This window comes from Roseococcus pinisoli (assembly GCF_018413645.1).
In the GTDB taxonomy this organism is placed as follows: Bacteria; Pseudomonadota; Alphaproteobacteria; order Acetobacterales; family Acetobacteraceae; genus Roseococcus; species Roseococcus pinisoli.
Genome location: NZ_JAHCDA010000002.1, coordinates 160,611 through 181,039 on the forward strand (window position 1 = coordinate 160,611; position 20,429 = coordinate 181,039).

Consider the following 20,429-nt stretch of genomic DNA (forward strand, 5'->3'; position numbering starts at 1 on the left):
AGGTTGTTGCTCTGAGAGGCCACAGCTTTCCTTAGGAAATGCATCATGACGAGCCAATCAGACATCGTTGAGCAGCGTATTCGCGAAACCGCATTCAAACTCTGGCAGCAGGCCGGCAGTCCGGAAGGACAAGACGAGATTTTCTGGCATCGCGCCAAGGAAGATATCGCTGCGCAAGAAGCTAAACTGGATAACGAACTCCGAGGTACCTTTCCCGCGAGTGACGCATCGTCTTCGTCCGGCGCGGCGAGTCCAAGCACCAATGCGGAGCACACCGCGCTGCCCAGCGGGCTGATATCAAAGCCTGCTGATCGGTAGGTTGAACGGTGGCCGAAGTTCGTGGTGGGATGGAGAAATGATCCGCCGTTCTTTCGTTATACTGGCTTTCCTCGCCGCCTCTCTTTCACAGGCCGCAGCTCAGGGTGACGATATTCGACGCTCGCTTGGTGAGGCTCAGCGCGCCTATCAGAGCGGCGACCTCGGTGCGACCCGGATAGCGCTGGAGGAGGCGCTGCAATTGCTGGCCCAGCGGCGCGCGGCCGGGCTCGCCCGGTCATTGCCCGGGCCACTCCCAGGTTGGGCCGCGACGGATGTCCCGGACAGTATGCAGGCAGACCTGACCGATGGAACCAGTGCGAGCCGCAGCTATCGCAACGCTGGCGGCCAGAGCGTGCAGGTTTCGCTGACCATCGACAACCCGATGACGGCTCAGTTCGCCATGATCCTGACCAATCCAGGCATGGCCGGAAGCATGGGACGGCTGATTCGTATCGGCGACCGGCGCGCGCTGCAGATCGCGGATGATGTAATTCAAATGCCGGTGGACAATCGTATCCTGGTGACGATCACAGGCGATGGGCCAAATGAGGCGAAGCTTGCGTACGCGCGTGCGATCGATATCGCTCAGCTGATCACGCGCAACTGAGCGGCGTGAGGCGCCACGACTCATCCTCAACGGTTGAGCGGCATTTCCGGAACAACTCCTCCATGGGGATTTCCAGGCGGGCAAATCCAAACGGCGAGGGGAGGGGCTTGGTTGCCACGGCTTTTGGTAGCCTTGCGCCTGCAGACCGCCGAGCCGGACAGCATAGAATCATGAACGAATGGGGAACAAGGGCGCCAGGAATTCGTGCCACTTTGCCGCGATAGTTCCTGGATTGATCTGCATTTTCGTGACCGACCTGGGCTTGCCAGTCTGAGGCGATCCCCCTAGAAGCGCCTCACTTCGCTGTTGTAGCTCAGTGGTAGAGCACTCCCTTGGTAAGGCGGTGTCCTACGGCGCCAAACCCTCAGAAAACCTAGCCTTTCAAGCGACGCTCGAATTGCGTTGCCACTGTGGTGTCAGCCCCCAAATTTGCCGAATTGAGGCGGCGTGGTGCCCTGGCAGCGAGTGGGCATAGCATTCGACCTGACCCACCGACGCCCAGCCGCCATCGTCGCGAAGCCGCAGCAGATCCTTGTGGATGACGTGATGCCAACTGGCCCATGTGTGGCGCAGGGCGTGGGGGCCGATTTCGGGGATCCAGCGCCGCTTCGGTCGCCCAGCGACCTTCCATTCCTGCCACCTTCCGCCGACCCCGGCCCGCTGGCAGGTCGTTGCCCATGGCGTGCGTAGCTGGCCACCGCCGTTATCACTGGCCCTGTACGGCTCTCTGTCCACGCGCCTGAACACGCGCCCTTCGCGATGCGGAAGGGCGGCCAGCATGGCAACGGCGGCCGGGTACAAATCTACCACACGGCGTTTCCCGGCCTTGGTCGTCTCCGGCAGCAGGATGGCAAGCCGCGCCGACAGATCCACTTGGGCCCAATCGAGGGTTAGGGTCTCGCCAACTCGGCAGCCCGTGCAGGCGAACCACACCACCAGAGGCCGAAAGGCGGGCGGGGCTCGCTCGATCATCAGGGCCACGGTTTCGGGCGTTTGCGGCTTCGGGGTCGCCTCCTCCAACTCGGGCGACTTGATACGCGGTTCGGGGCCCCATCCCATCCAAGCGGCGTGGGACATGACCGCGCGAACGGGCACGATAATGTTCCGGACGACCGTGGACGCTGCCGCGCCTGGACGCAGGATCGCATCAACCGCCACCCCAACGGACGCCTGGTTAATCTCGTCGAGCGGCGTATCGCCAAAGTGCTCCGTCAACCGGTCAAGCAGTTTGAGAGTGCCGGCCGACCGGTCTTCGTGGCGGATGTATTCGGCTACGGCTTCGCCCCACCCTCGAACTGCAGGACGTTCGCCGATGTGCGCGTCCCGGATGATCTTGGCTTCGATGAGGCGGAGCTCTTCTGCCGCAGCAGTTGGCTTATCAGATCCCGCGCGACGGCGGATCCTGACACCTTTCGCCGCGCCGGCAGGGGTGACGGTGCCGGTAATCCATAGACCTTCGTGGCCAGGGCGCCGGACGAGTTTGAGGGGCATGCGGCCTCCAGGGCGGCGAGGGCGGCGTCATCATAGCGGATTTGGCCGCCGACACGTCGAGTAGGGATGTGGTGAGACCGCTCCATGCGCTGGAGCGTCCGCACGCTGATCGTGAGTTGTCGGGCGACTTCCTCCCGGGATAGCCATCGGGGCAGGGTATCACCCATCGTCGTCACCTCCCGCGCGGTCGACGGCGGCGGCGAGCAACTTGGCGTGCTGGTCGGTCATGCCGAGTTGCTGCGGGTAACAGATGCCATCGCTCTCGCGCTCGATCTCGACGTACCCTTCCGGCAGTGCGCGTAGGAAGGCGGCGATGGCGACGGCCGCCGCGTGGGTGTGCATTAAGCACTCCGCTGAATCGCGCTGGCCTCGGAGGCTGTCGAGCTGACAGTCGCGGCACATACCGCCGCCCGCGTCTCCCTCGAGCACCGGGCAGATGGCGCGCGTGGCTGCTTCCAGCGCCTCCCTAACCGCATCACCCGCCATCGCCCGCCTCCTCGGCGAAATCCTCGAAGCGAGCCAGCATTTGTCGGTTCATCTCGAAGGCGTCGACAAAGTCTCCGTCGATAAAAAGGTCGATGAGAAGGTCGCCCTCCACGCCTACCGGCTCGCCGAACTCGGCTTTCGCGGCTTCGAAGGCCTCCCGAGCCTTCACCGCCGACATAAGGAAATTTCGTTCTGTCTTATGCGGACCGACCTCGCAATCATCTTCGTCTAGAAGGGCGCAGACATGCAGGCCCGTGTCGCAAGGATAGTATTGCGCATCCAGCTTCTCGATGAGTTCCGATCTATTCATCGCCAGCCTCCATGCGATCGAGCTCGGCCCGGACGGCGAGGCCGAGGGGGGTGAGGTACCAGTACCGGCGGTTGGACGGGTATGGCCTCCTGACTAATCCGCGCTCGGAGAGTTGCCCCGCGATGCCGGCGGTTGCGCACCAAGCGAGGTCGCGGAACATCGGATCGGCGAGCGCCTTGGCCTGCGCCGGGCTGAGCCCGCGCGCGATGGTGGCGGGGTCGGGGGTCATGCTGGCGCTCCGAACAGCAGCCCTTGGCGCTGCACCTCGGTAAGTCGGCGCAGGGCGACGCCGAAATACCGAGGATCAATCTCGCACCCGATAAACTCTCGCCCGGCAGATACGGCCGCCTCGCCGGTGCTTCCGCTCCCCATAAACGGATCGCCCACCGGGCCGTTCGGCAGTTTGCGGAGGAGGCGCTGCAGGAGAGCGACCGGCTTCTCATTCGGATGCAGTCGGCCGTTGCTCGCCATGGACTGCACGGGCGGGTGGTAGATCACCGCGCCCTCGTCCCGTGAGCCGACGAACCCCTTGCCCAGCACATAGATTTCTTCGGTGCTTGGCTTCCATGGGATGTCCAGCGCGCCCATGCCCAGGGCCGCCCCCTTGTCCCAGATCAGCCGCGCGCGGGTGCCTGGCGGGCGCGGGGCCTTGTCGCTCCCGAAGACCAGCATGGGCACGTCGGGCAGGCCGCGCAGCACTTGGTCGCGGACGGCGACTGTCTCGTCGCCCCGGATGGTGCCCTCGGCCCAGAGGTGGGCGGTGGCATATCCGCTCCGGTAACCAATCCCGAACGGCGGATCGGTGAGGATCGAGCCGACCCGGGCGAACATCTCGAGCGCGTCACGGGCATCGCCATGGATCAGCGTGGCCAGCCCGACGCGATGGATTTCCAGCATCACGCCCCTCCCTCGGCCTGCGCGGCGAGCACGCGGAGGGCGGCGGATCGGCGAGCGAGAGGTTCGGACCGCCCAATTCCGACAAGGTGCCCCGGCAGAGCTACAGCGGTCCATATCGTGCCCGAGCGCACTGTCTGCACGATATCCTCTTGCTCCAGCGCGGCGTCGAGGGAACGAGTAAAAGCGGGCAGCTCGACGGCGTAGGAGGTGCGGCGCAGGGCCCCATCGGGGAAGAAGACGCCGACTTGGTGCCATTCCCCTGCGGCGTCCTGGTCCCAGCCAATGGCCCGCGCGATATCCTCGTCGTTGCGGCGGTCCCAAGCGGGGCCGCACGTTTCCAAGCGCTCCGCGAGCGCCAGCAGCGTCGCGCGTTCAGCCATCGGCCTGCTCCCCGGTCGTGGGCGTGCGGGCGAGCAGCTTGGCCAGCATGAGGCGCGTGACGGTCAGGGTCTCGGCCATGTCCGCCTCGCCCTCCTCCGCTGCGGTCCTTATCCCGACATCGAGCAAGGACAGGACATCCGCCCGATTGCGCTCCCGCTCTTCCTCGCGCGCCTGCTCCAGCGCGGTGGCCAGCGCCGCGCCGAGGTCGGGCGGCGGGGTGAGGGCTTGCAGTGCGGCCAGTCGGGCAGCATCGCGTCTGCGCCCATACTCCTCGGGTGCCATGGCGATGGCTTCGGCGGGCGCGGTCGCCGGGAGCGTCCAAAAGCACTCCTCGGCCGAATCCCGCCCCATGGCCCACGCAGCGCCGAGGTCGGCGTCGGTGCGGACGGGGCCGAGGTAGGCCCAACCTTCGGCGGCCAGGTCGAACGGAGGCACCTCCTCGCCGGAGCATGGGGCACGCCAAGACCGCGTCGCAGCGATCCATTCCGTTGGCGCGTCGTCTATCCAGTGCCACCCATCCTGCTCCGGATTGACCGGCACGCCGTCCCAGGGCGTCGCGAGCGGGCTCATGCGCGCGCCTCCATCCGCAGAACCATTTGGAGCCGGAACACCTCCCTCAGCGGCAGCCCATGCTTACGGGCCACCTCAGCCGGATCAGCGCGCCGCCGAGACAGGTCCATCCGGGCACCGTCGTACTTGCGGGCCGTCACCGCATCCGCGATCGCGGGGCTGGGCTCGATGATGGGTTCGGGCGGTGCAGCAGCCGCAGCTTCCGCCTCGCGGACCCGACACAGGCGCTCCATGTCCGCGCGGTGGGCGGCGCGCTCCTGGCGCCGGAGCTCGGCGGCCGGCTTGTCCTCCTTGGCCGGCTTCGGCGGGGCAACGAGCTTAGGCGGCTTCGGCGGCCGGGCTCCGGATCGATGAGCACGCCGGCGCCGGTTGGAGCGCGCCTTGACCAGCCGCTGGCGCGCCAAGCGCTGCTCGGCCTCCTCCGCAGTCCACACGCGCGGGAGGCGTCGCAGCCCGAGCTTTTGCGCGTGCGCGCGCACGGTCTTCGGGTTCTTGAGCGGCGGGCCGGCCATTGCGGATAGCGTGGTCCAGATCTCCACCTCAGCGACGCCGGCCGGGTATGCCTCACGCATGTAGGCCGCACGCTCGGGAGTCATGCACTCCTGTGCCCCTCGCTTTTTCTTGAGCCCAGGCGTGTCGCGGTGGGCAGCCCGGGAGTGCTCAGGCGAGAGCCGCAGGCCGAGGACATGCATGCGCCATGCGACCTGCTGCCACCGGGTGATGGGCGCGCCCGGCAGCTCGTTGAGCGGGACGACGCAGCTACGGCGCGCGCTGCCGCCCTTGACCAGCTCGGCCAGCAGCGCGTCGCGGGCCGGGTTCCAGACGCGGAGGGCAGGGGCGGGGGCGGGGGTCATGCGCCCTGCTCCGCGTTCGCCAGAGCATCGAGGCGGTCCTCGATTTCCCCCAGCGCGCCTGTCTCGAAGGACGGATCGTCGGCGGCCACGGCCTCGATATGCGGCCGCATCGCTTCGCGCCAGCTCGCCACCGCGGTCGCGGACTCCAGCTTGCCCAGCTCCCGCATGAACCACCGCTGCCAGTGTTGAAGCGACGGGCAGTCGATGACCGAGGTGTCGGCCATGATCAGGGTGTACTTCTGCTCGGGCGCCGGCGGCGCGCTCGGAAGGCGCTCGGCCGTGCTGGTGATGGTCGGGCCAGCAGCCGGAGGCATCTGGTCGCGCGGGGCCTCGGGGGAGAATTCCTCCGGAGCATAGACGCCCAGCATGACCTCCGGCGCCCAGCGGCGCCCCCAGACGCGGCTCACGCTGTAGATGAGCTGCTGATCAGGCTGCTTGGCCCACATCTGGTTCGTGGTCTTCACATCCTTCAGCTTCACGGCCGCCGTCTTCGGCTTTGTCTCTCCTCGGATCCGGCCAGTGCAGGTGCAGGTGCGCTCCTCGCCGTCGCCGGCGAATTCATAGTCCAGTCGGCCGTCGAGGATCCCGCAGCTTTGAATGGCCGCGGCCACCAGCTTGCCCTCGAACATGAGCTTGCCCTGGATAACGCTGGTGCTTTGGGCCACAGCGAAGGGGCTCATGTTCCAGCGGGACGCCTGCTCGATGACCATGAGGCAATCGGACGGGCTGCCCTGCAGCGCCTTGGGCACGAGGGAGCCGCGGCACATCATATCGGCGAGCCGCATAGCCTCGGAAAGATTGCTGGGCGCCAGAGAGGAGATGGCGCTGGTCGGCCGGTCGGCCGGGACGATCGCGTTCATGCCTTGCGGCTCCTCACGAACAGAGAAGGGGACGAGTTGCTGATGACGGCGCCGGGCACCGTCTCGCCGGCGTCGAGCGCGGCCTTGATGGCGGCCGTGTCGGGCTTGGGCGGCTGTGGCACCAGGAAGCGCTCGGGCAGCAGCGCCGGGTCCGTGATCCGGACGCGCGCCGTCTCCGAGTAGCCAATGGTGTGCGTGCCCGTCGAAAAGGAGGGCGCGCCCAGGTCGGCCATGACGGACAGCAGCGCCTCGCGGACCTGCTTGGCCAAGGCGTCGGGGCGCGCGGCGAAGCTCTCGATGGCGACGAGTGCACGGCCCGCCCGGAGGAGGGTGGCCTCCACCTCCTGAGCGTCGTGGGCGTCGGCGGCCAGGATGCGCAGCGCCCGCGGCAGGTCGGCATCGAGCATGATCGCGGACAGCGGCCCGCGGATCGGGGCGGCGTGGTCCGTCATGCCCGCATGCCCCTATAAGCCTCGGCCTCACGGAGCGCCTGGCAGGCCGCCTCTGTCTCGCCGCTCGCGGCCTCCTCCAGCGCATCGCCGAGCGCGCAGGTCTGCATGCTGCCGGTGTCGGCGCCGAGCTGCTTGAGGCGGACCGCGGCCATCTGCAGGATGATGCGCACTTCGGTCGGCGGCATCCCGATTGGGGACCGGTCGAACGGTGACGGCGACATCGGCGCGCCGTGGCTGTGGTGCATTCCGTCACGCGGCATGTCGAATGTCCTCCAGCGCGCGCAACTGCGCGGTGTTCCATTCCAGGCGATCGGTGGCTTCGCGGATGCGCTCAGCGATGCGGCGCTGCGCGGGGTGGCCGATGGGCAGGCCGCCCCGCCTCGCAACGGCTTCTGCGATGTCCACTCGGGCGCGCTCGACGCCGTTGAGGTACCGGGCGCGGGAGGCCGGCTCGCGCCAGTCCTCGTGATCGGCGGCGATCTCGGTGCGGAGGGCCATCACGCCGCCTCCAGCCTGTCGGCTTCGCGCTCCGCTTGTGCCGCCTCGCGCAACCAGTGCATCGCGTCGGCGGGGCGCTTGGCCGCGAGGCGCCGGGCGGTGTCAGCGAGGCGGCGCCAACCCGAGGCGCGTTGGAGGCGGTCCTCGGCGTCTGGCAGAAGCATGCCGGCCATCACGCCACCTCCCCGGTCGCCGCGGCGATGGCGGCGCGGAACTCCGTGATCCAGTCGTCCGCAATCTTGGCGGCCGAGTTGGTCTCCGGCGTGTCGCCCTTGCGGATCGCGCCGAAGAACACCTCGATGGGCCGTTCGGCGTCGCGGTAGCCCAGCGTGGTGACGCTGACGCCGCGCACATTGGCGATGGTGCCGACAAGGCACGCGCACTCGCCCGTGTAGGTGCTGCCGTCCACACGCCCCTCTCGCAGGGCCAGCTGGAGGGCCGGCACCTCGGGGATCGCCTTGAGCAGCACGTCCCACATGTCGTTGCGGACCGCACTCAGGTCCGCGCCGCGCAGGTACGCGCCGCGCAGGTCCGCGCCGCTCAGGTCCGCGTCGCGCAGGTCCGCGCCGCGCAGGTCCGCGTCGCGCAGGTCCGAGCCGCTCAGGTCCGCGTCGCGCAGGTCCGCGCCGCGCAGGTCCGCGTCGCGCAGGTCCGAGCCGCTCAGGTCCGAGCCGCTCCGAACGGCCGCCTCAACGCAGAGGCGCATCGTGTCGGACTGGCCCTCGAACAGGACCGAGTCCGTGTAGCGATGGCGGATTGTGAAGAGCGCGCTCACGACGCCACCGCCGCCTTTTGGCGGCAACGGAACGCCGCTCTCAATCCGGTACTGCGCTGTCTCCGACATTTCGCGATCTCCTCAGCGGCCGAGTGGCCGTGGGGCCATTATGGCCATGTCGGCCAGCAATGCAAGGCCAAAATGGCCAATTTGGCCTTGCCCCTGATTTGGCGATTTCGCCCCTGCAGGAATTGCTTGATCAGGCAGAACGGATCGCCTATCGAAATCGAACAAAGCAGGAACAAACCGAAGGAGCATGAGATGGCCGCGACTGCAAAATCCCGAGTTCGCCCCCTCGACAATGCCGTGATGCGCATCATCCAGCTCGCCGGCCGCGGCGCCGCGCCGAGCCGCATGGCGCGGGAAATCGAGCTGATCATCAGTGAGTGGGAGCAGGAGCTAGGCGGCGAGATCGAACCCACCCGCGAGCGCGTCGATGGCCTGCACGAGATGCTCGTCTCGGGCGTGGCCGACGCTGAGGAGCAGGTCAGCGACGTCGATCGTGGCGATCCTGCGGCGCTACGCCAGGCGCAGACTACGCTTGCCGGTCTGACGACCTGCCGAGATGCGGCGTTGCGCTGGCTCGAGCGCCACGGTTAGGGCCGGCTGCTGGCGGCCCTAGGCGCAAAAAACGCCGGCCGGAGCGGGCGGTGGTGAATGGAAAGGCGCCAGTCTACCCCAGGAAGAACTTCATGACGCCGCCAGCTGCAAGGACAGCAAACACGAAGCCGATCATGGTCAGAGTAGAAGGAAGCTGGGAGACCCGGCCGTCAAGCCGTGCCACATCAGTCTCAAGCTTCCGTCCCGCCGCGTCGATGCGGTTCAAGACCGGCTCAAGTCGGCCCAACGTTGTTCTGATGTCGCCGACGCCTGTCTCCAGCTTGAGCAGGCGCTCGAGGGTGTCATCGGGTGGCATACCTCCATCATGAGGTCCGCTGGGCGCGCCTTCAAGGCTGCGGCCTCGGTTTCGGCGGTGATCCGGCCAATCATGGTAATGGATTTTGCTACTGCTCATCGGGGCCCTGCACCGCCGCTAGGCGTGTCCTCCTCGCGTTTCAATATGGCGACGATGTGCTGACGCACGTAGCCGCAGTTGGTGCATGTGAAAAGATATGTCGGGCGCTCTTCAATATGCCGCGTCGCCATGTTCACGACTGGCAGTAAGGCCATGCTGTAGAACCAATCAGCTCTCTCACAGGCAGGGCATCCGGTTTTCACGTGCCGACGATTGAGATCGTCGACTGCCTCCATAATTCCTATATTTGACCCAGGAGGATGGCTCGCCGTGGTGTCCTTGCTCACTTCTTTCCCTTTCTATCCGGCGCCATATCCCCCTCATTCCTATTCACCATCCCCCGAGCCGCAACGAGCAGCCCCGTCTGTTGATCCGTCGTTAGCTTGTCCCAGAGCGCGAGGATCTCCGCCCGGCCCGCGAAGCCGAGCGTGGGGAGTGGGTGAGAGATGGCGTCGAGCCGGGTGGTCATTGCGCCCATTCGCGCCAGTGAAGCGCGCGCCAAAGCTCCTTCACCCGAGCGCGGTCTATCGTTCGCTCCACGGCAGGGTTGTACTGTCGGAAGACAACCGAATGGTTGTCGCCGCGAACATACTCCTTGAGGTAGGCGGAGGGCTGCTCGCCCGGGCCCTCTTCCACGAGGACGACGGCATACGCGCCTGGCGTTACTGGTCGGTTCTTGGAGACGTACACCACATCGCCAGGCTCCCAGACTCCAACCATGCTGTCGCCCGCCACAAATAGGGCGAAGATACCAGGGACGCCGACGAGCTTCGCGGGAGTGTCCACGTAGTCAAGCGGGTGCCCGGTCGCCAAATTGACGATGAACTGGCCGTCTGAGCCGCAAGACACCGTTCCCAGGACCTCCGTTGTCGCGGCCAAAGGAAGCCGCTTTGGTTCCATTGGAACCCGAAGTTGGAGCGGTTGTACATCACTGCCGAGGGCATATTCCAAGGCAGGTATTGGCGCCCCCTCGCTGGCGAGCAGATCGTCCGGCCGGACTGATAGCGCGGGCGCGAACATGTCCGCCCAGTGCCGGCGCATCTCTCGCTTGGCACCCACCAGCTTGCTGATCGTGCTCGGGTCGACCTTGCACGTGCGCGCGAGTTCAGCGGCGCTCACTCCTCGCGCGTCCATGATTTCTTTGAGGCGGCTCATTTGGCCGGTTTGGCCATAACCATCAATGGTGTCACGGGCCGAATTGGCCTTGACATTATCTGGCCAAATTGGCCATTCTGGCCCCATGACGCTCTCAGAGTTCATCGCGGCGCAGGACTGGTCGATGGCCGATGCCGCCAAGGCATTTGGATTGGATCACCCCCGGACCGTCCACCGATACGCATCGGGCGAGCGCATCCCGCGCCCTGAGGTCATGCGGCGCATTGTCCACGCGACCGGCGGCAAGGTGACGCCGGGTGATTTCTACCATGCGCCGGCCGCCGACTGACATGACCTCACCGGGCCACCATAGCCACCGCGCCCAACAGCAGGACGAGGCCCAGCATCCCGTCCGGCGGCAGGCGCCCCAGGACCGCGGCGCCCAGGCGACGCGCAGCGACGGCGCCAGCATCCCTGACGGCAATCACGCCGCCGGCGTCGTCGCGACCAATCCCGCGGAGCGCGCCGCGCGCAATGGGAGACAGGCGGCTGCAACCGCCTGCGCTCCGAACCACTGCACTGAGGACTGCTTGCTCCATGCCCCTTTGTCGCATGGAGCCGAGACATGAAGTTGTCCGAGTTGGCCACGAACGTGGCGCGATCCACCCAAGCCGCTGTCCGAGACTACGTCGCCGAGCACGGCCGGGAGCGGGGTTTCGCGCTCTTCGCCCGTCACGTCGGTATCAGCGAGCGCCGCGCGCGGAGCCTTGCTGAGGGCACGGCCGGTCGCATCGACGCCGCCGAATACATCGCCGCGCAGCAAGCGCGCGCCGAAATCCTGCGTCTGCGGATCGCCCGCGCGCAGCTCCACCTTCAGGAAATTGAGAGCGCGCATGGAATGGATCTGGAGCAGGACCGGGGCGGCTCTGCTCCGGCTAACTGGCTGGTTGGCGGCTGCGGCGACGCTGTGCCTGCGCCACAGCAAGCAGTGGCTGGAGCCTAGAGGCACATGGGCCGCGGCACTGTCCCTGCTGACCTATGCGGGCATCGTGGCCGGACCAGCGATCGTGCTGGCGCTGATCGTGCTCGGCTGCCTCTGGCTCATCGGGGTGACGCGATGAGCACCACCCCGATCCCAGACGACGCGCAACTGCCCGACGGGCTGTGGGCGCAGATCCTGCAGCTGGTACGCGCCGGCCAAGACAGCCTCGAGATCTCGATCGCCACCGGCATCAGCCGGGCGCGCGCCGAGCGCTATCGCCGGGAGCTGTCGTTCAAGCCGGCTGGCAAATCCTCAAAACTGCGGAGATCGCCATGACCGACACCGACCACGACGCCGCGGCCAGCCGCGCCCGGCAGGCCGCTGATCCCGATTCCGACGTGGGCGGCATCGCCGCCGACCGGCTGCGCTCCATCATCGAGCGCATCGAGCGGCTGGAGGAGGAGCGCAAGGCCCTCGCCGACGACATCAAGGACATCTTCAGCGAGGCCAAGTCCGCGGGCTTCGACGTGAAGGTGGTCCGCCAGATCATCCGCATCCGCAAGCAGGAACCCGCCGAGGTGGAGGAGCAGGAGACACTGCTCGATCTCTACCGCCGCGCGCTGGGCATGTGACGATGGCCGAGCTGCTGAAAGAGCACGAGGTCGTCAGGCATCTCGAAGATGAGTGCGCCGCGGCCGGCAGCCAAAGCGCCTGGGCCGCGGCTCACGGCGTCTCCCACAAGACCGTCAACGACGTGATCTGGTCCCGCCGCGCGCCCAGCAAGGCGATCCTGACGGCGCTCGGGCTGCGCAAGGTCACGCGATACACCGCACTTCGAGGGCCGGCCTGATGCTCGTGCAGACCGACATCCCGCTGGCGCGGGAGATCGACGGCCTGGCCGGCAAGGGGCCGCCGATCGTCATCACCGTGCCGGGCGAGATCCGCGGTAAGGGTCGCCCCCGCTTCTCGGCGCGCGGCGGCCGGCCCCGGGCCTACACGGACACCAAGACCGCGACCGCGGAAAACTGGGTCAAGTGCTGCGCGCTGGAAGTCGCGCCGCCCGCGCCGCTCGCCGGCGCCCTGGCGCTGGCCGTGGAGGTCGTTGTCCGCGTCCCGGCCAGTTGGCCCAAGGGCATGCGCGCCCTGGCTCTCAGCGGCCTCCTGCGGCCCACCAGCAAGCCCGACCTGGACAACGTCATCAAGCTCATCGCGGACGCGCTCAACGGCGTGATCTGGGAGGATGACAAGCAGATCGTCGAGGTCCGGGCCCGCAAGTCCTTCGGCGACGCGCCGCGCGCGGTGCTGGAGGTTCGCGCCCTTTGAGCATGGCCGCGCTCCGCTGGGTTCGGGCTCTGCGGTGCACGCCGCCGCAGAAGCTCGTCCTGTGGGCGCTGGCCGACCAAGCCAACGACGCCGGCGAGGCATGGCCGTCTGTGGCGGGGCTCGTTGAGGCGACGTGCCTGTCCGAGCGATCGGTCCAGGGCGCGGTGCTCGAGCTGCGGAAAAAGGGGCTGCTGGAGACCACCATTGGGGGCGGGAGGCACCGCACCACGACCTATCGGCTGGCGCTCGAAACCCCGCAGGAGCTGCACCATACCCCGCAGGACGTGCGGGGTAACGGGGCTCAAGGAACCCCGCAGGACGTGCATGAAACCCCGCAGCAGGTGCGGGAAACCCCGCAGGACGTGCGCCAAACCCCGCAGGAGCTGCACCCGAACCCTCATAACCCTCAAGAACCCTCAGAACCCTCAATCACTGAGCGCGTGCCGACGGTGCGCATTGCGGGGTTCGACGACTGGTGGCGGGCCTACCCCCGGAAGGTCGGGAAGGGCGCGGCGAGGGTGGCCTACACGGCTGCCGTGAAGCGCGGCGTCAGCGAGGCCGAGTTGGCCCAGGCGCTTCAGCGCCAGCAGTGGCCGGCCGAGGAGCGCTTCATCCCCCACGCCCGGACCTGGCTGACCCAGGACCGCTGGCTGGATGAGCCCGGACACGCCTCCGCTAAGGCCGAAAGCCTCACCGACACGATCGCGAACCTCCTGGCCGACCCGATGGGGCAGGGGCCGCCGCGGCATTTCCGCGACCGAGCCGATTTCGAAGGGACTGCCGAGGAGATTTTCCGTGTCTGACCAAGCCATCGCACTGCCCAGCCTGAAGATCTCCCAGCCTCTCGCCGAGGCTATCCGGGACGCCGCGAAGGGCGCCCATCCCGAGGCCGGCCTGAACCCGCTGGCGCCCTCGCTGCGGCCGGAAGCCGAGAAGGCGCATGCGCGGCTCAACGCCATCCTCGCGCCGTCGGACCCCGCCGTCATCGTCCAGTGGATCGCCCCTCTGGCCGCGCTCCTGGGCTCCAAGCCCGGCACACCGAAGGGCGAGGAGCTGCGCATCAACGTGCAGGCCATGGCGATGGTGCTGGCCGATCTGCCGGCCTGCTGCTGGACCGCGGAAAACCAGCGCAGCGCTGGCCGCCAGTTCCAGTATTGGCCGAGCCCCAAGGAGATCACCGACGTCGTGCTGGGCACGGCCCGGCCATTCCAGGAGGAGCGCCTGGCGCTTGCTCGCCTGCTGCGGATCGAGCCTCGCCGCGGCAGCCCGGAGGAGCGCGCCGAAACCCCCGAGGAGAAGGCCGCCCACGCCGAGCTGAACCGCGCGACCGTCCAGGCCCTCAAGGACGCGGCCGCCCAGCGCGAGCGCGAAGCCACGCCGAGCGGCGGCAAGCTCGGGCCGAATACCATCAGCGCACAGCAGCGCATCGCCACCTATCGCCGTCTCGGCCAGCACGCCGTCGCGGACGCGATCGCACGCAGCAACGGCCTGGAGGATGCCGCCTCGCCCGGCTGCCGGGTGGGAGGGGTGTGATGGTGAGCGAAGACGCCATGGAGGCCCAAGATCAGGCCCTCGCGCTCGTTGTGGGTGAGGAGGCTTGGGATGTCGCCGCCGAGGCCTATTGGCTCGCGACACAGGCAGGTCGCCCCCATCGCGACGCTCTGCGCTGCGCCCTCATCGGCGCGCAAAAGGCGGCGCACTTCATCCTGCGCAGACGGCCGCTCGAAAATGCGGAGATCGACGCATGACCCCCGAAACCACGCGCGCGCGGTGAAACCGAAGGAGGATCTGATGGACATCCAGGACCAGGAACTCGAGGACGCTCTGACGGAAGCCATGAGGGTGCTCGTCTCCGTGATGGCTCGCCGGAAGCGCCGCAAGGATCTGCTGGCGAAGGCGGCGGCCAAGGCCAAGGCCAGCGAGACCACGCAGCCGCCGGTGCCGGCATGACCGCCCAAAGCACCGATGCCGCCCAGCGCAGCGCGCATGTGACGCGCGGGCCGGCTGCCCAGGACAGCGCCAGTGTCGTCCGCGAGTGGCGCGAGGACGGCAAGCTGGTCGCCTGCGCGGAGGGCGTGGCGCTGTTGCGGGAGGAGCTGGAGGAGGCGAGGGCGGAGAACGCTCGGCTGCGCGCGTGCCTGGCGAGCATCGTGGACGACGACTGGCACATGGTGACGCTGAAGAAGCCCGGCCCTTGGGCGCATCGAGCCAGCCTCGCCCTTGCCGGTCGTGAGCCGGAGCACATGGGCGACATTCTGGCCAGGGAGCCGACGCCATGAAAGACCCTCTCCGCAGCCGGGGCGTGGTGAGCGAGCCGAGGCCCGTGAAGGAGGTGGTGAAGGCGATGCGTCGCCAGATCGGCCGCTTCGATGAGGATAGGCAGAACCTGTTTCGGGAGAACAGCCGCCTCACCGCCGAGCGCGACGAAGCCCGCGCCAACTTCGGCCGGGCCCTCGCCGCCGGCGCCAAGGCCGAGCAGGAGCGTGACGCGGCGCTGGCCCGCGCAATGACGGAGGGGCAGATGACCGCTTGTGCCGAGGCTTATCAGGCCGTCGGGCGCATGGCTGATGCACTGGGCATCTTCGAGCATGAGCAGGTGCAGAACCTCCTAACCAATCTCGACGCTATGGCCGGCGGTGAGGCGCCTCCCCACCGGGACGAACCGGCGCTGGATGTGCCTAACGTCTGCGCCCGCGTGGCCGAGCTGGAGGAGGGGCTGGGGCAGATCCTCGCGCTGGTCTGCCCTGTGCCGCTCGCCGCGACGGAATTCGAGGTCGAGCGCATCGCCCGCGCCCTTCTCCCGCCGCCGCCCGAGGAGGGGACGTGATGCCGCAAGCAGATCCAGAACTCCGCGCCGAATGGCCGGGCGGCGACGATGAGGCCACCAGCTATCTCGAGGAGCGCGGATACGTGCTCCTGCGGACATGGGACTACGTCATCCCGCCATTCCACCAGATCACCGACCGCGAACTGAGCGCGATCCTATACCTGCAAGACGAATGGGATTGGGGAGGCTTCGTCCGCGCGCCCTACATCGGAGGAGACCCCCATGCCTGACGACATCGCGACGCACATGCTGGCCCGTGGCGCGCGGCCCGTGACGATCCGAGCGCCGCTCTACGACGCTGAGACTGGCCTGGAGCGCATGCAGCGCGCCGCGGCCTACCGGCAGCCGATGGATCACCCCGACGCGCCCAAGATCGACCGGCTCCATGCGGCCGGCCATCTGGACGCGCGGCAGTACGCCAACGCCTGCGCCGTCCTGCGGCTCATGCGCGTCGTCGAGCGCTCCAAAGGCGTGGCTGAGATCCTGCGCGATCGAGGGAGCCCCGGCGGGGACGAGGCCGGGCCGGAGGACGAGTGGCGCCGGCTAATCGAGCGTGGCGGCGTGGGCATGCAGGCGCTGTGCATGCTGCTGCGCGATGAGGCGCTGGGCCCGTTCATGTTCCTGCGAGCGCAGAGGTATCTCGACACGCTCGACTGGATCGTGGCGTCGTGGGACGGTGAGCGCTGGCGAGGCGAGTGATCGTGCTTGACGACCACGCCAGCCGTTCCTTAGAGTGATTCCCGAGGCGCCCTAACTGCGTCCAGATTTCCGAGCCCGCTGCCATCCCGGCACGCGGGCTTTTTTGTGTTCGCAGCCAGGAGATGAAGATGCGAAATGAAGATGCGGTGGAGACCGAAATCCAGGCCAAAGGGCTGACCGCTCCGCGCCTCACGCCCGCGCTGATCGATGAGACGATCGTGGGCGAGTATTACTTCCGCGCGTCGGACGCGGCGGCGCAGGCCGGTGCGCCGGGTCTCCTGGCGCTGGAATGTCTGACGCTCTGCGTGCTGGTCCTCAAGAACGGCTTCACCGTCACCGGCGAGAGCGCCTGCGCGTCGCCCGAGAACTTCGACGCCGCGCTCGGCCGCAAGATCGCCCGCGACAATGCGCGCAACAAGATCTGGGCGCTTGAGGGCTACCAGCTCAAGACGCGCCTGGCTGCCGCCGCCTAACCATGGGCGGCCGAACCTCAGGTACGCGCACCGGCAACGGGCCCGGGAAGGGCGACGGCTGGGGCGGTGGGGCTAAGGGCGCGGGCCAGACCGGCGCCGGCCCTGGGCGCCCCAAGCGCGACGTGGCGGCGCTGATCGCCGCGAGCCGCGAAGAGCGGGTGCAGGCGCTCAAGGACCACCTGCTCAACCTGGCCATGGGCGCCGAGCGCGAAGAAACGCAGCTGTCGGCCACCGTCGCGCTGTTGAACCGCGAAGAGGGCATGCCGGTCGCCCGGAACGAGGTTTCGGCGCCCGGCGGCGGCCCGCTGGTGATCGAGAGGCGCATCGTTGACCCTGCTGCGGATCGAGACCCCACGGGCGTATGAGCCGTTCCTGCGGCCCTCGCGCTATAAGGGCGCCAAGGGCGGGCGCGGGTCGGGCAAGAGCCACTTTTTCGCGGAACTAGGCGTCGAGCGGTCGCTGATGCGGCCGGGCTCGCGCGGCGTCTGCATTCGAGAGGTGCAGAAGACCCTCAAGGAGAGCGCTAAGAGGCTGATTGAGGACAAGATCAAGGCGCTCGGCGTCGCGGATCGGTTCACCGTCCTCAACACTGAGATCAAGACGCCCGGCGGGGGCGTGATCCTGTTCCAGGGCATGCAGGACCACACCAGCGAGAGCATCAAGTCGCTGGAGGGCTTCGATTGGGCTTGGGTTGAGGAGGCGCAGACGTTGTCGGCGCGATCGCTCGAGATGCTGCGGCCGACCATTCGCGCGGAGGACTCTGAGATCTGGTTCTCCTGGAACCCGCGCAACGCCAGCGACCCGGTTGACCAGCTTCTAAGCGGCCCGGAGCCGCCGCCGGACGCGATTGTCCGGCACGTCAACTACACGGATAACCCCTTCTTTACCGCAGTGCTCGAATCCGAACGTGCCCTCGATGAGCGGGCTCGGCCCGGGCGCTATGGGCACGTCTGGCTTGGCCAATACGAGCCCGTCGCCATCGGCGCGATCTGGGATCGCCTCATGCTCCACCGCAACCGGCGGGCGGAGATGCCAGCGCTCAAGCGCATCGTGGTGTCGGTGGACCCGGCGGTGTCTTCGGAGCGCGGTTCGGACGAGCACGGCATCGTGGTCTGCGGGGTGGGCGAGGATGGCCGGGGCTATGTGCTGGCCGACTACACGACCAAGGGCGGGCCGCGGCAATGGGCCGATCGCGCCGTCGCGGCGCTGGACCAGTTCGACGCGGACGCCATCGTGATTGAGCGCAACCAGGGCGGCGACATGTGTCGCCACACGCTTGAGAGCGTCCGGCCGAGCGTGAGGGTGATCGAGGTGACGGCCACGCGCGGCAAGCATGTGCGGGCCGAGCCGATCGCCGCGCTCTACAGCCTGGACCGGGTGTCGCACGTCGGCACGCACGCCAGGCTTGAGGATCAAATGTGCCAGATGACGGCCGGTGGATACGAGGGCGAGGGGAGCCCGGACCGCGTGGACGCGCTGGTGTGGGGCATGACCGAGCTTTTCCGCGCCGTGGTGCGTGGGCCGGGGAAACCGGCGCCGAAGGTGCAGCAATACGGGGGCGCTGGCTCATGGATGGGGTGATCGTGCATGCCTGACGACATCCTTCGCACCGCGCTCGACCAGTTTCAGCAGTCGCAGTCGGCGTCCGGCGCCAATCGTCGCGACGCCATCGCCGACATTGAATTCGCACGCCTGGGCGAGCAATGGCCGGCCGCCATCCGGCGCCAGCGCCAGCTCGAGGGCCGCCCGGTCCTGACCATCAACCGCCTGCCGAGCCTTATCCGGCAGGTCGTCAACGACGCGCGGCAGAATAAGCCGGCCATCTCGGTGCATCCTGTGGACGGCGGCGCGGATTACGACACGGCCGAGGTGATCGGCGGCCTCCTGCGCGCCATCGAGCGCAACAGCAACGCGGGCGTGGCTTACGACACCGCGATCGATCACGCCGTCACGGGCGGCTTCGGCTTTTTCCGCATCGAGGTGGATTATGCCCACCCCGAGAGCTTCGACATGGACGCGCGGATCTCCCGCATCGCCAACCCGCTGAGCGTCTATTGGGACACGGCGAGCATGGAGGTGGACGCCAGCGATTGGCGCTATGCCTTCGTCTCGGACTTCATGCCGCGGACCGAACTCCAGCGGAAATACCCCAAGGCCGCGCCGTCCTCTTGGGATGGCGGCAGCGGCGACCAGCCGCCGGACTGGGGCGACACCGAAGCGGTGAGGGTGGCAGAGTACTGGTCCCGCGAGAGCGACAGCCAGAAGATCTATGGCTTCGAGGACGGCTCGGTCTACAGCGAGGCCCTGCTGATCGAGGCGGCCAAGCGTATGGCGATGTCGCTGGGCTACGACCAGGAGACGGTCCGGAGCGCGCCCAAGGCCCTGCTGCTGCGCGAGCTCTTCAGCCAGACCGGCCGCGCGCCGGCGAGGGAGCGCGACGCCGAGACGCACAAGGTCACGCGCCGCGTCATCACGGCCAACGAGATCCTCGAGGAGACGAGCTGGCCTGGCACTACCATCCCGATCTGCCCGGTGTGGGGCGAGGAGATCGTGGTCAGGGGCATCCGGCATTTCCGGGGCCTCATCCGCGACGCGCGCGACCCGCAGGCGATGCTCAATTTCTGGCGCTCGGCCAGCACGGAGTTGGTGGCCCTGGCGCCGCGTGCGCCGTGGCTGATCGATGAGGACGCGCTACCCGAGGGCGAGGAGCTGGCGAAGTGGCTCACGGCCAACACGCGCAGCCATGCCTACCTGACCTTCAGGGGGCGCGGCGCGGGTGGCCAGATGCCTTCCCGCGTGCCTTTCGCCGGTGTGCCTGCCGGGGCGCTCCAGGAGGCGCTGAACGCCTCCGATGACCTCAAGAGCGTCACGGGCATCTTCGACGCGGCGCTTGGTGCGCGCGGCAACGAGACGAGCGGCCGGGCCATCAATGCGCGGCAGCGGCAGAGCAACACGAGCACGTTCCATTTTATCGACAACCTCTCGCGCGCCATCCAGTACTGCGGGCGGTGCCTCGTGGAGATCGTGGGCGGCCTCTATTCGCAGCGCCAGGCGATCCAGATCCTCGGCCCGGACATGACGCCCAAGGTGGTGCAGCTTGCGCAGGGCGGCGGTGGCGCGCTGAACCCGGAAGGGCAGCCGCGCCTCTATGACCTCTCGGTCGGGCGCTACGACGTGACGGTCAAGACGGGCCCGAGCTACGCCACGCAGCGCGAGGAGGCCGCCAACTCGCTGATGGAGTTGGTGCGGGCCTATCCGGCCGCGGCGCCGGTCCTGGGCGATCTGATCGTCCGCAACATGGATTGGCCCGACGCCGACGAGGCGGCCAAGCGGATCCAGATGCTCCAGCAGATGATGTTGCAGCAGCAGGGCATGCTTCCGCCGCCAGGCGGCCCCGGCCCACAAGGAATGCCCCCGGCGGCGCTGCCCCCCGGGTAACCAGACGGCGGCATCGTGCCGCCTGCTGCGTCGAGAGACGCCGCTTTCTCAGCGCCGGAACCCCGGCCCGATAGACCA

Annotated in this window: 38 protein-coding genes and 1 pseudogene; 21 read left to right on the plus strand and 18 right to left on the minus strand. The window is 67.9% G+C overall.

Annotated elements, in window-relative coordinates; genetic code table 11:
* Window positions 1–45: 45 nt before the first annotated feature.
* A complete protein-coding gene (locus tag KHU32_RS09475) occupies window positions 46–318 on the plus strand; it encodes a DUF2934 domain-containing protein (RefSeq protein WP_213669855.1) in 273 nt (90 codons plus the stop codon).
* Window positions 319–355: 37 nt separating this feature from the next.
* Window positions 356–925: a hypothetical protein gene (locus tag KHU32_RS09480; protein WP_213669856.1), complete on the plus strand. Its 570-nt coding sequence runs from the start codon at window positions 356–358 to the stop codon at window positions 923–925.
* 381 nt (window positions 926–1,306) lie between these two features.
* On the opposite strand, the gene KHU32_RS09485 is transcribed toward KHU32_RS09480, so the two are convergent.
* The 15 genes and pseudogenes from KHU32_RS09485 to KHU32_RS09555 all read right to left on the minus strand — a co-directional run bounded on the left by KHU32_RS09485 (window position 1,307) and on the right by KHU32_RS09555 (window position 8,568).
* Window positions 1,307–2,416, minus strand: a complete 1,110-nt coding sequence (locus KHU32_RS09485; protein ID WP_249680929.1) for a tyrosine-type recombinase/integrase — start codon at window positions 2,414–2,416, stop codon at window positions 1,307–1,309.
* A 20-nt stretch (window positions 2,417–2,436) separates the two neighbouring features.
* Window positions 2,437–2,583: pseudogene (locus KHU32_RS23525) on the minus strand (helix-turn-helix domain-containing protein); the annotation flags it as partial.
* Complete coding sequence (locus KHU32_RS09495; protein ID WP_213669859.1) at window positions 2,576–2,902, minus strand: hypothetical protein; 327 nt, start codon at window positions 2,900–2,902, stop codon at window positions 2,576–2,578. The gene KHU32_RS09495 and the pseudogene KHU32_RS23525, both read right to left, overlap by 8 nt.
* Window positions 2,892–3,212, minus strand: coding sequence for a hypothetical protein (locus tag KHU32_RS09500; protein WP_213669860.1), 321 nt, complete (start codon window positions 3,210–3,212; stop codon window positions 2,892–2,894). Before KHU32_RS09500 ends, KHU32_RS09495 begins: the two co-directional genes overlap by 11 nt.
* Window positions 3,205–3,441 carry a hypothetical protein gene (locus KHU32_RS09505; RefSeq protein WP_213669861.1) on the minus strand — a complete coding sequence of 79 codons (237 nt, stop codon included), beginning with the start codon at window positions 3,439–3,441 and terminating at the stop codon, window positions 3,205–3,207. Before KHU32_RS09505 ends, KHU32_RS09500 begins: the two co-directional genes overlap by 8 nt.
* Window positions 3,438–4,109, minus strand: a complete 672-nt coding sequence (locus KHU32_RS09510) for a DNA-methyltransferase (RefSeq protein ID WP_213669862.1) — start codon at window positions 4,107–4,109, stop codon at window positions 3,438–3,440. Before KHU32_RS09510 ends, KHU32_RS09505 begins: the two co-directional genes overlap by 4 nt.
* Window positions 4,109–4,489 (minus strand): hypothetical protein, encoded by a 381-nt coding sequence (locus KHU32_RS09515; protein ID WP_213669863.1) that lies wholly within the window; start codon window positions 4,487–4,489, stop codon window positions 4,109–4,111. Before KHU32_RS09515 ends, KHU32_RS09510 begins: the two co-directional genes overlap by 1 nt.
* Window positions 4,482–5,060 carry a hypothetical protein gene (locus KHU32_RS09520; RefSeq protein WP_213669864.1) on the minus strand — a complete coding sequence of 193 codons (579 nt, stop codon included), beginning with the start codon at window positions 5,058–5,060 and terminating at the stop codon, window positions 4,482–4,484. Before KHU32_RS09520 ends, KHU32_RS09515 begins: the two co-directional genes overlap by 8 nt.
* A complete protein-coding gene (locus KHU32_RS09525) occupies window positions 5,057–5,914 on the minus strand; it encodes a hypothetical protein (RefSeq protein WP_213669865.1) in 858 nt (285 codons plus the stop codon). Before KHU32_RS09525 ends, KHU32_RS09520 begins: the two co-directional genes overlap by 4 nt.
* Window positions 5,911–6,774, minus strand: coding sequence for a recombinase RecT (locus KHU32_RS09530; protein WP_213669866.1), 864 nt, complete (start codon window positions 6,772–6,774; stop codon window positions 5,911–5,913). Before KHU32_RS09530 ends, KHU32_RS09525 begins: the two co-directional genes overlap by 4 nt.
* On the minus strand, window positions 6,771–7,226 hold the full coding sequence (locus KHU32_RS09535) for a siphovirus Gp157 family protein (protein WP_213669867.1): 456 nt from the start codon (window positions 7,224–7,226) through the stop codon (window positions 6,771–6,773). Before KHU32_RS09535 ends, KHU32_RS09530 begins: the two co-directional genes overlap by 4 nt.
* Entirely contained in the window at window positions 7,223–7,486 is a 264-nt protein-coding gene (locus KHU32_RS09540; protein WP_213669868.1) for a hypothetical protein, read from the minus strand. The genes KHU32_RS09535 and KHU32_RS09540 overlap by 4 nt, the downstream gene beginning before the upstream one ends.
* Entirely contained in the window at window positions 7,476–7,724 is a 249-nt protein-coding gene (locus KHU32_RS09545; RefSeq protein ID WP_213669869.1) for a hypothetical protein, read from the minus strand. Before KHU32_RS09545 ends, KHU32_RS09540 begins: the two co-directional genes overlap by 11 nt.
* Entirely contained in the window at window positions 7,724–7,897 is a 174-nt protein-coding gene (locus KHU32_RS09550) for a hypothetical protein (protein ID WP_213669870.1), read from the minus strand. The genes KHU32_RS09545 and KHU32_RS09550 overlap by 1 nt, the downstream gene beginning before the upstream one ends.
* Window positions 7,897–8,568 carry a pentapeptide repeat-containing protein gene (locus KHU32_RS09555; protein WP_213669871.1) on the minus strand — a complete coding sequence of 224 codons (672 nt, stop codon included), beginning with the start codon at window positions 8,566–8,568 and terminating at the stop codon, window positions 7,897–7,899. The genes KHU32_RS09550 and KHU32_RS09555 overlap by 1 nt, the downstream gene beginning before the upstream one ends.
* Before the next feature lie 126 nt (window positions 8,569–8,694).
* Here KHU32_RS09555 and KHU32_RS09560 point away from each other — a divergent pair, with 126 nt between their 5' ends.
* The gene (locus KHU32_RS09560; protein WP_213669872.1) at window positions 8,695–9,099 is read left to right on the plus strand and encodes a hypothetical protein; all 405 of its coding nucleotides are present in this window, start codon (window positions 8,695–8,697) and stop codon (window positions 9,097–9,099) included.
* 73 nt (window positions 9,100–9,172) lie between these two features.
* Here KHU32_RS09560 and KHU32_RS09565 read toward each other — a convergent pair whose 3' ends face one another.
* Together KHU32_RS09565 and KHU32_RS09570 are read right to left on the minus strand one after the other, a co-directional pair.
* Entirely contained in the window at window positions 9,173–9,415 is a 243-nt protein-coding gene (locus tag KHU32_RS09565) for a hypothetical protein (RefSeq protein WP_213669873.1), read from the minus strand.
* Between the two features lie 564 nt (window positions 9,416–9,979).
* On the minus strand, window positions 9,980–10,756 hold the full coding sequence (locus KHU32_RS09570) for a LexA family transcriptional regulator (RefSeq protein WP_213669874.1): 777 nt from the start codon (window positions 10,754–10,756) through the stop codon (window positions 9,980–9,982).
* On the opposite strand from KHU32_RS09570, the gene KHU32_RS09575 reads away from it, so the two are divergent.
* Entirely contained in the window at window positions 10,755–10,958 is a 204-nt protein-coding gene (locus tag KHU32_RS09575) for a helix-turn-helix domain-containing protein (RefSeq protein WP_283771040.1), read from the plus strand. The genes KHU32_RS09570 and KHU32_RS09575 overlap by 2 nt on opposite strands.
* A 135-nt stretch (window positions 10,959–11,093) precedes the next feature.
* Here KHU32_RS09575 and KHU32_RS09580 read toward each other — a convergent pair whose 3' ends face one another.
* The gene (locus KHU32_RS09580; protein WP_213669876.1) at window positions 11,094–11,504 is read right to left on the minus strand and encodes a hypothetical protein; all 411 of its coding nucleotides are present in this window, start codon (window positions 11,502–11,504) and stop codon (window positions 11,094–11,096) included.
* On the opposite strand from KHU32_RS09580, the gene KHU32_RS09585 reads away from it, so the two are divergent.
* The 17 genes from KHU32_RS09585 to KHU32_RS09665 all read left to right on the plus strand — a co-directional run bounded on the left by KHU32_RS09585 (window position 11,503) and on the right by KHU32_RS09665 (window position 20,351).
* Entirely contained in the window at window positions 11,503–11,730 is a 228-nt protein-coding gene (locus KHU32_RS09585) for a hypothetical protein (RefSeq protein ID WP_213669877.1), read from the plus strand. The two genes, KHU32_RS09580 and KHU32_RS09585, sit on opposite strands and share 2 nt — an antisense overlap.
* Window positions 11,727–11,927 (plus strand): hypothetical protein, encoded by a 201-nt coding sequence (locus KHU32_RS09590; protein WP_213669878.1) that lies wholly within the window; start codon window positions 11,727–11,729, stop codon window positions 11,925–11,927. The genes KHU32_RS09585 and KHU32_RS09590 overlap by 4 nt, the downstream gene beginning before the upstream one ends.
* Complete coding sequence (locus KHU32_RS09595; protein WP_213669879.1) at window positions 11,924–12,223, plus strand: DUF2312 domain-containing protein; 300 nt, start codon at window positions 11,924–11,926, stop codon at window positions 12,221–12,223. The genes KHU32_RS09590 and KHU32_RS09595 overlap by 4 nt, the downstream gene beginning before the upstream one ends.
* 2 nt (window positions 12,224–12,225) lie before the next feature.
* Window positions 12,226–12,441: a hypothetical protein gene (locus KHU32_RS09600; protein WP_213669880.1), complete on the plus strand. Its 216-nt coding sequence runs from the start codon at window positions 12,226–12,228 to the stop codon at window positions 12,439–12,441.
* Entirely contained in the window at window positions 12,441–12,914 is a 474-nt protein-coding gene (locus KHU32_RS09605; protein ID WP_213669881.1) for a RusA family crossover junction endodeoxyribonuclease, read from the plus strand. The genes KHU32_RS09600 and KHU32_RS09605 overlap by 1 nt, the downstream gene beginning before the upstream one ends.
* A gap of 2 nt (window positions 12,915–12,916) precedes the next feature.
* The gene (locus KHU32_RS09610; protein ID WP_213669882.1) at window positions 12,917–13,717 is read left to right on the plus strand and encodes a helix-turn-helix domain-containing protein; all 801 of its coding nucleotides are present in this window, start codon (window positions 12,917–12,919) and stop codon (window positions 13,715–13,717) included.
* Window positions 13,710–14,447: a hypothetical protein gene (locus KHU32_RS09615; RefSeq protein ID WP_213669883.1), complete on the plus strand. Its 738-nt coding sequence runs from the start codon at window positions 13,710–13,712 to the stop codon at window positions 14,445–14,447. Before KHU32_RS09610 ends, KHU32_RS09615 begins: the two co-directional genes overlap by 8 nt.
* Window positions 14,447–14,662 carry a hypothetical protein gene (locus KHU32_RS09620; protein ID WP_213669884.1) on the plus strand — a complete coding sequence of 72 codons (216 nt, stop codon included), beginning with the start codon at window positions 14,447–14,449 and terminating at the stop codon, window positions 14,660–14,662. Before KHU32_RS09615 ends, KHU32_RS09620 begins: the two co-directional genes overlap by 1 nt.
* 43 nt (window positions 14,663–14,705) lie before the next feature.
* Window positions 14,706–14,864, plus strand: a complete 159-nt coding sequence (locus tag KHU32_RS09625; RefSeq protein ID WP_213669885.1) for a hypothetical protein — start codon at window positions 14,706–14,708, stop codon at window positions 14,862–14,864.
* Window positions 14,861–15,193, plus strand: coding sequence for a hypothetical protein (locus tag KHU32_RS09630; RefSeq protein ID WP_213669886.1), 333 nt, complete (start codon window positions 14,861–14,863; stop codon window positions 15,191–15,193). The genes KHU32_RS09625 and KHU32_RS09630 overlap by 4 nt, the downstream gene beginning before the upstream one ends.
* Window positions 15,190–15,741 carry a hypothetical protein gene (locus tag KHU32_RS09635; protein ID WP_213669887.1) on the plus strand — a complete coding sequence of 184 codons (552 nt, stop codon included), beginning with the start codon at window positions 15,190–15,192 and terminating at the stop codon, window positions 15,739–15,741. Before KHU32_RS09630 ends, KHU32_RS09635 begins: the two co-directional genes overlap by 4 nt.
* Complete coding sequence (locus tag KHU32_RS09640; RefSeq protein ID WP_213669888.1) at window positions 15,741–15,971, plus strand: hypothetical protein; 231 nt, start codon at window positions 15,741–15,743, stop codon at window positions 15,969–15,971. The genes KHU32_RS09635 and KHU32_RS09640 overlap by 1 nt, the downstream gene beginning before the upstream one ends.
* Window positions 15,964–16,440 (plus strand): hypothetical protein, encoded by a 477-nt coding sequence (locus KHU32_RS09645; RefSeq protein ID WP_213669889.1) that lies wholly within the window; start codon window positions 15,964–15,966, stop codon window positions 16,438–16,440. Before KHU32_RS09640 ends, KHU32_RS09645 begins: the two co-directional genes overlap by 8 nt.
* Before the next feature lie 128 nt (window positions 16,441–16,568).
* On the plus strand, window positions 16,569–16,913 hold the full coding sequence (locus KHU32_RS09650) for a Gp49 family protein (protein ID WP_213669890.1): 345 nt from the start codon (window positions 16,569–16,571) through the stop codon (window positions 16,911–16,913).
* 122 nt (window positions 16,914–17,035) lie between these two features.
* Window positions 17,036–17,278: a hypothetical protein gene (locus KHU32_RS09655; protein ID WP_213669891.1), complete on the plus strand. Its 243-nt coding sequence runs from the start codon at window positions 17,036–17,038 to the stop codon at window positions 17,276–17,278.
* Window positions 17,241–18,494, plus strand: coding sequence for a PBSX family phage terminase large subunit (locus KHU32_RS09660; protein WP_213669892.1), 1,254 nt, complete (start codon window positions 17,241–17,243; stop codon window positions 18,492–18,494). The genes KHU32_RS09655 and KHU32_RS09660 overlap by 38 nt, the downstream gene beginning before the upstream one ends.
* A 6-nt stretch (window positions 18,495–18,500) precedes the next feature.
* A complete protein-coding gene (locus KHU32_RS09665; protein ID WP_213669893.1) occupies window positions 18,501–20,351 on the plus strand; it encodes a portal protein in 1,851 nt (616 codons plus the stop codon).
* Window positions 20,352–20,429 lie beyond the last annotated feature (78 nt).

Coding starts and splice junctions, on each gene's coding strand:
- KHU32_RS09475 (WP_213669855.1), top strand. CDS start 46: ATGACGAGCCAATCAGACATCGTTGAGCAGCGTATTCGCGAAACCGCA.
- KHU32_RS09480 (WP_213669856.1), top strand. CDS start 356: ATGATCCGCCGTTCTTTCGTTATACTGGCTTTCCTCGCCGCCTCTCTT.
- KHU32_RS09485 (WP_249680929.1), bottom strand. CDS start 2,416: ATGCCCCTCAAACTCGTCCGGCGCCCTGGCCACGAAGGTCTATGGATT.
- KHU32_RS09495 (WP_213669859.1), bottom strand. CDS start 2,902: ATGGCGGGTGATGCGGTTAGGGAGGCGCTGGAAGCAGCCACGCGCGCC.
- KHU32_RS09500 (WP_213669860.1), bottom strand. CDS start 3,212: ATGAATAGATCGGAACTCATCGAGAAGCTGGATGCGCAATACTATCCT.
- KHU32_RS09505 (WP_213669861.1), bottom strand. CDS start 3,441: ATGACCCCCGACCCCGCCACCATCGCGCGCGGGCTCAGCCCGGCGCAG.
- KHU32_RS09510 (WP_213669862.1), bottom strand. CDS start 4,109: ATGCTGGAAATCCATCGCGTCGGGCTGGCCACGCTGATCCATGGCGAT.
- KHU32_RS09515 (WP_213669863.1), bottom strand. CDS start 4,489: ATGGCTGAACGCGCGACGCTGCTGGCGCTCGCGGAGCGCTTGGAAACG.
- KHU32_RS09520 (WP_213669864.1), bottom strand. CDS start 5,060: ATGAGCCCGCTCGCGACGCCCTGGGACGGCGTGCCGGTCAATCCGGAG.
- KHU32_RS09525 (WP_213669865.1), bottom strand. CDS start 5,914: ATGACCCCCGCCCCCGCCCCTGCCCTCCGCGTCTGGAACCCGGCCCGC.
- KHU32_RS09530 (WP_213669866.1), bottom strand. CDS start 6,774: ATGAACGCGATCGTCCCGGCCGACCGGCCGACCAGCGCCATCTCCTCT.
- KHU32_RS09535 (WP_213669867.1), bottom strand. CDS start 7,226: ATGACGGACCACGCCGCCCCGATCCGCGGGCCGCTGTCCGCGATCATG.
- KHU32_RS09540 (WP_213669868.1), bottom strand. CDS start 7,486: ATGCCGCGTGACGGAATGCACCACAGCCACGGCGCGCCGATGTCGCCG.
- KHU32_RS09545 (WP_213669869.1), bottom strand. CDS start 7,724: ATGGCCCTCCGCACCGAGATCGCCGCCGATCACGAGGACTGGCGCGAG.
- KHU32_RS09550 (WP_213669870.1), bottom strand. CDS start 7,897: ATGGCCGGCATGCTTCTGCCAGACGCCGAGGACCGCCTCCAACGCGCC.
- KHU32_RS09555 (WP_213669871.1), bottom strand. CDS start 8,568: ATGTCGGAGACAGCGCAGTACCGGATTGAGAGCGGCGTTCCGTTGCCG.
- KHU32_RS09565 (WP_213669873.1), bottom strand. CDS start 9,415: ATGCCACCCGATGACACCCTCGAGCGCCTGCTCAAGCTGGAGACAGGC.
- KHU32_RS09575 (WP_283771040.1), top strand. CDS start 10,755: ATGACGCTCTCAGAGTTCATCGCGGCGCAGGACTGGTCGATGGCCGAT.
- KHU32_RS09570 (WP_213669874.1), bottom strand. CDS start 10,756: ATGGGGCCAGAATGGCCAATTTGGCCAGATAATGTCAAGGCCAATTCG.
- KHU32_RS09585 (WP_213669877.1), top strand. CDS start 11,503: ATGGAATGGATCTGGAGCAGGACCGGGGCGGCTCTGCTCCGGCTAACT.
- KHU32_RS09580 (WP_213669876.1), bottom strand. CDS start 11,504: ATGCGCGCTCTCAATTTCCTGAAGGTGGAGCTGCGCGCGGGCGATCCG.
- KHU32_RS09590 (WP_213669878.1), top strand. CDS start 11,727: ATGAGCACCACCCCGATCCCAGACGACGCGCAACTGCCCGACGGGCTG.
- KHU32_RS09595 (WP_213669879.1), top strand. CDS start 11,924: ATGACCGACACCGACCACGACGCCGCGGCCAGCCGCGCCCGGCAGGCC.
- KHU32_RS09600 (WP_213669880.1), top strand. CDS start 12,226: ATGGCCGAGCTGCTGAAAGAGCACGAGGTCGTCAGGCATCTCGAAGAT.
- KHU32_RS09605 (WP_213669881.1), top strand. CDS start 12,441: ATGCTCGTGCAGACCGACATCCCGCTGGCGCGGGAGATCGACGGCCTG.
- KHU32_RS09610 (WP_213669882.1), top strand. CDS start 12,917: ATGGCCGCGCTCCGCTGGGTTCGGGCTCTGCGGTGCACGCCGCCGCAG.
- KHU32_RS09620 (WP_213669884.1), top strand. CDS start 14,447: ATGGTGAGCGAAGACGCCATGGAGGCCCAAGATCAGGCCCTCGCGCTC.
- KHU32_RS09625 (WP_213669885.1), top strand. CDS start 14,706: ATGGACATCCAGGACCAGGAACTCGAGGACGCTCTGACGGAAGCCATG.
- KHU32_RS09630 (WP_213669886.1), top strand. CDS start 14,861: ATGACCGCCCAAAGCACCGATGCCGCCCAGCGCAGCGCGCATGTGACG.
- KHU32_RS09635 (WP_213669887.1), top strand. CDS start 15,190: ATGAAAGACCCTCTCCGCAGCCGGGGCGTGGTGAGCGAGCCGAGGCCC.
- KHU32_RS09640 (WP_213669888.1), top strand. CDS start 15,741: ATGCCGCAAGCAGATCCAGAACTCCGCGCCGAATGGCCGGGCGGCGAC.
- KHU32_RS09645 (WP_213669889.1), top strand. CDS start 15,964: ATGCCTGACGACATCGCGACGCACATGCTGGCCCGTGGCGCGCGGCCC.
- KHU32_RS09650 (WP_213669890.1), top strand. CDS start 16,569: ATGCGAAATGAAGATGCGGTGGAGACCGAAATCCAGGCCAAAGGGCTG.
- KHU32_RS09665 (WP_213669893.1), top strand. CDS start 18,501: ATGCCTGACGACATCCTTCGCACCGCGCTCGACCAGTTTCAGCAGTCG.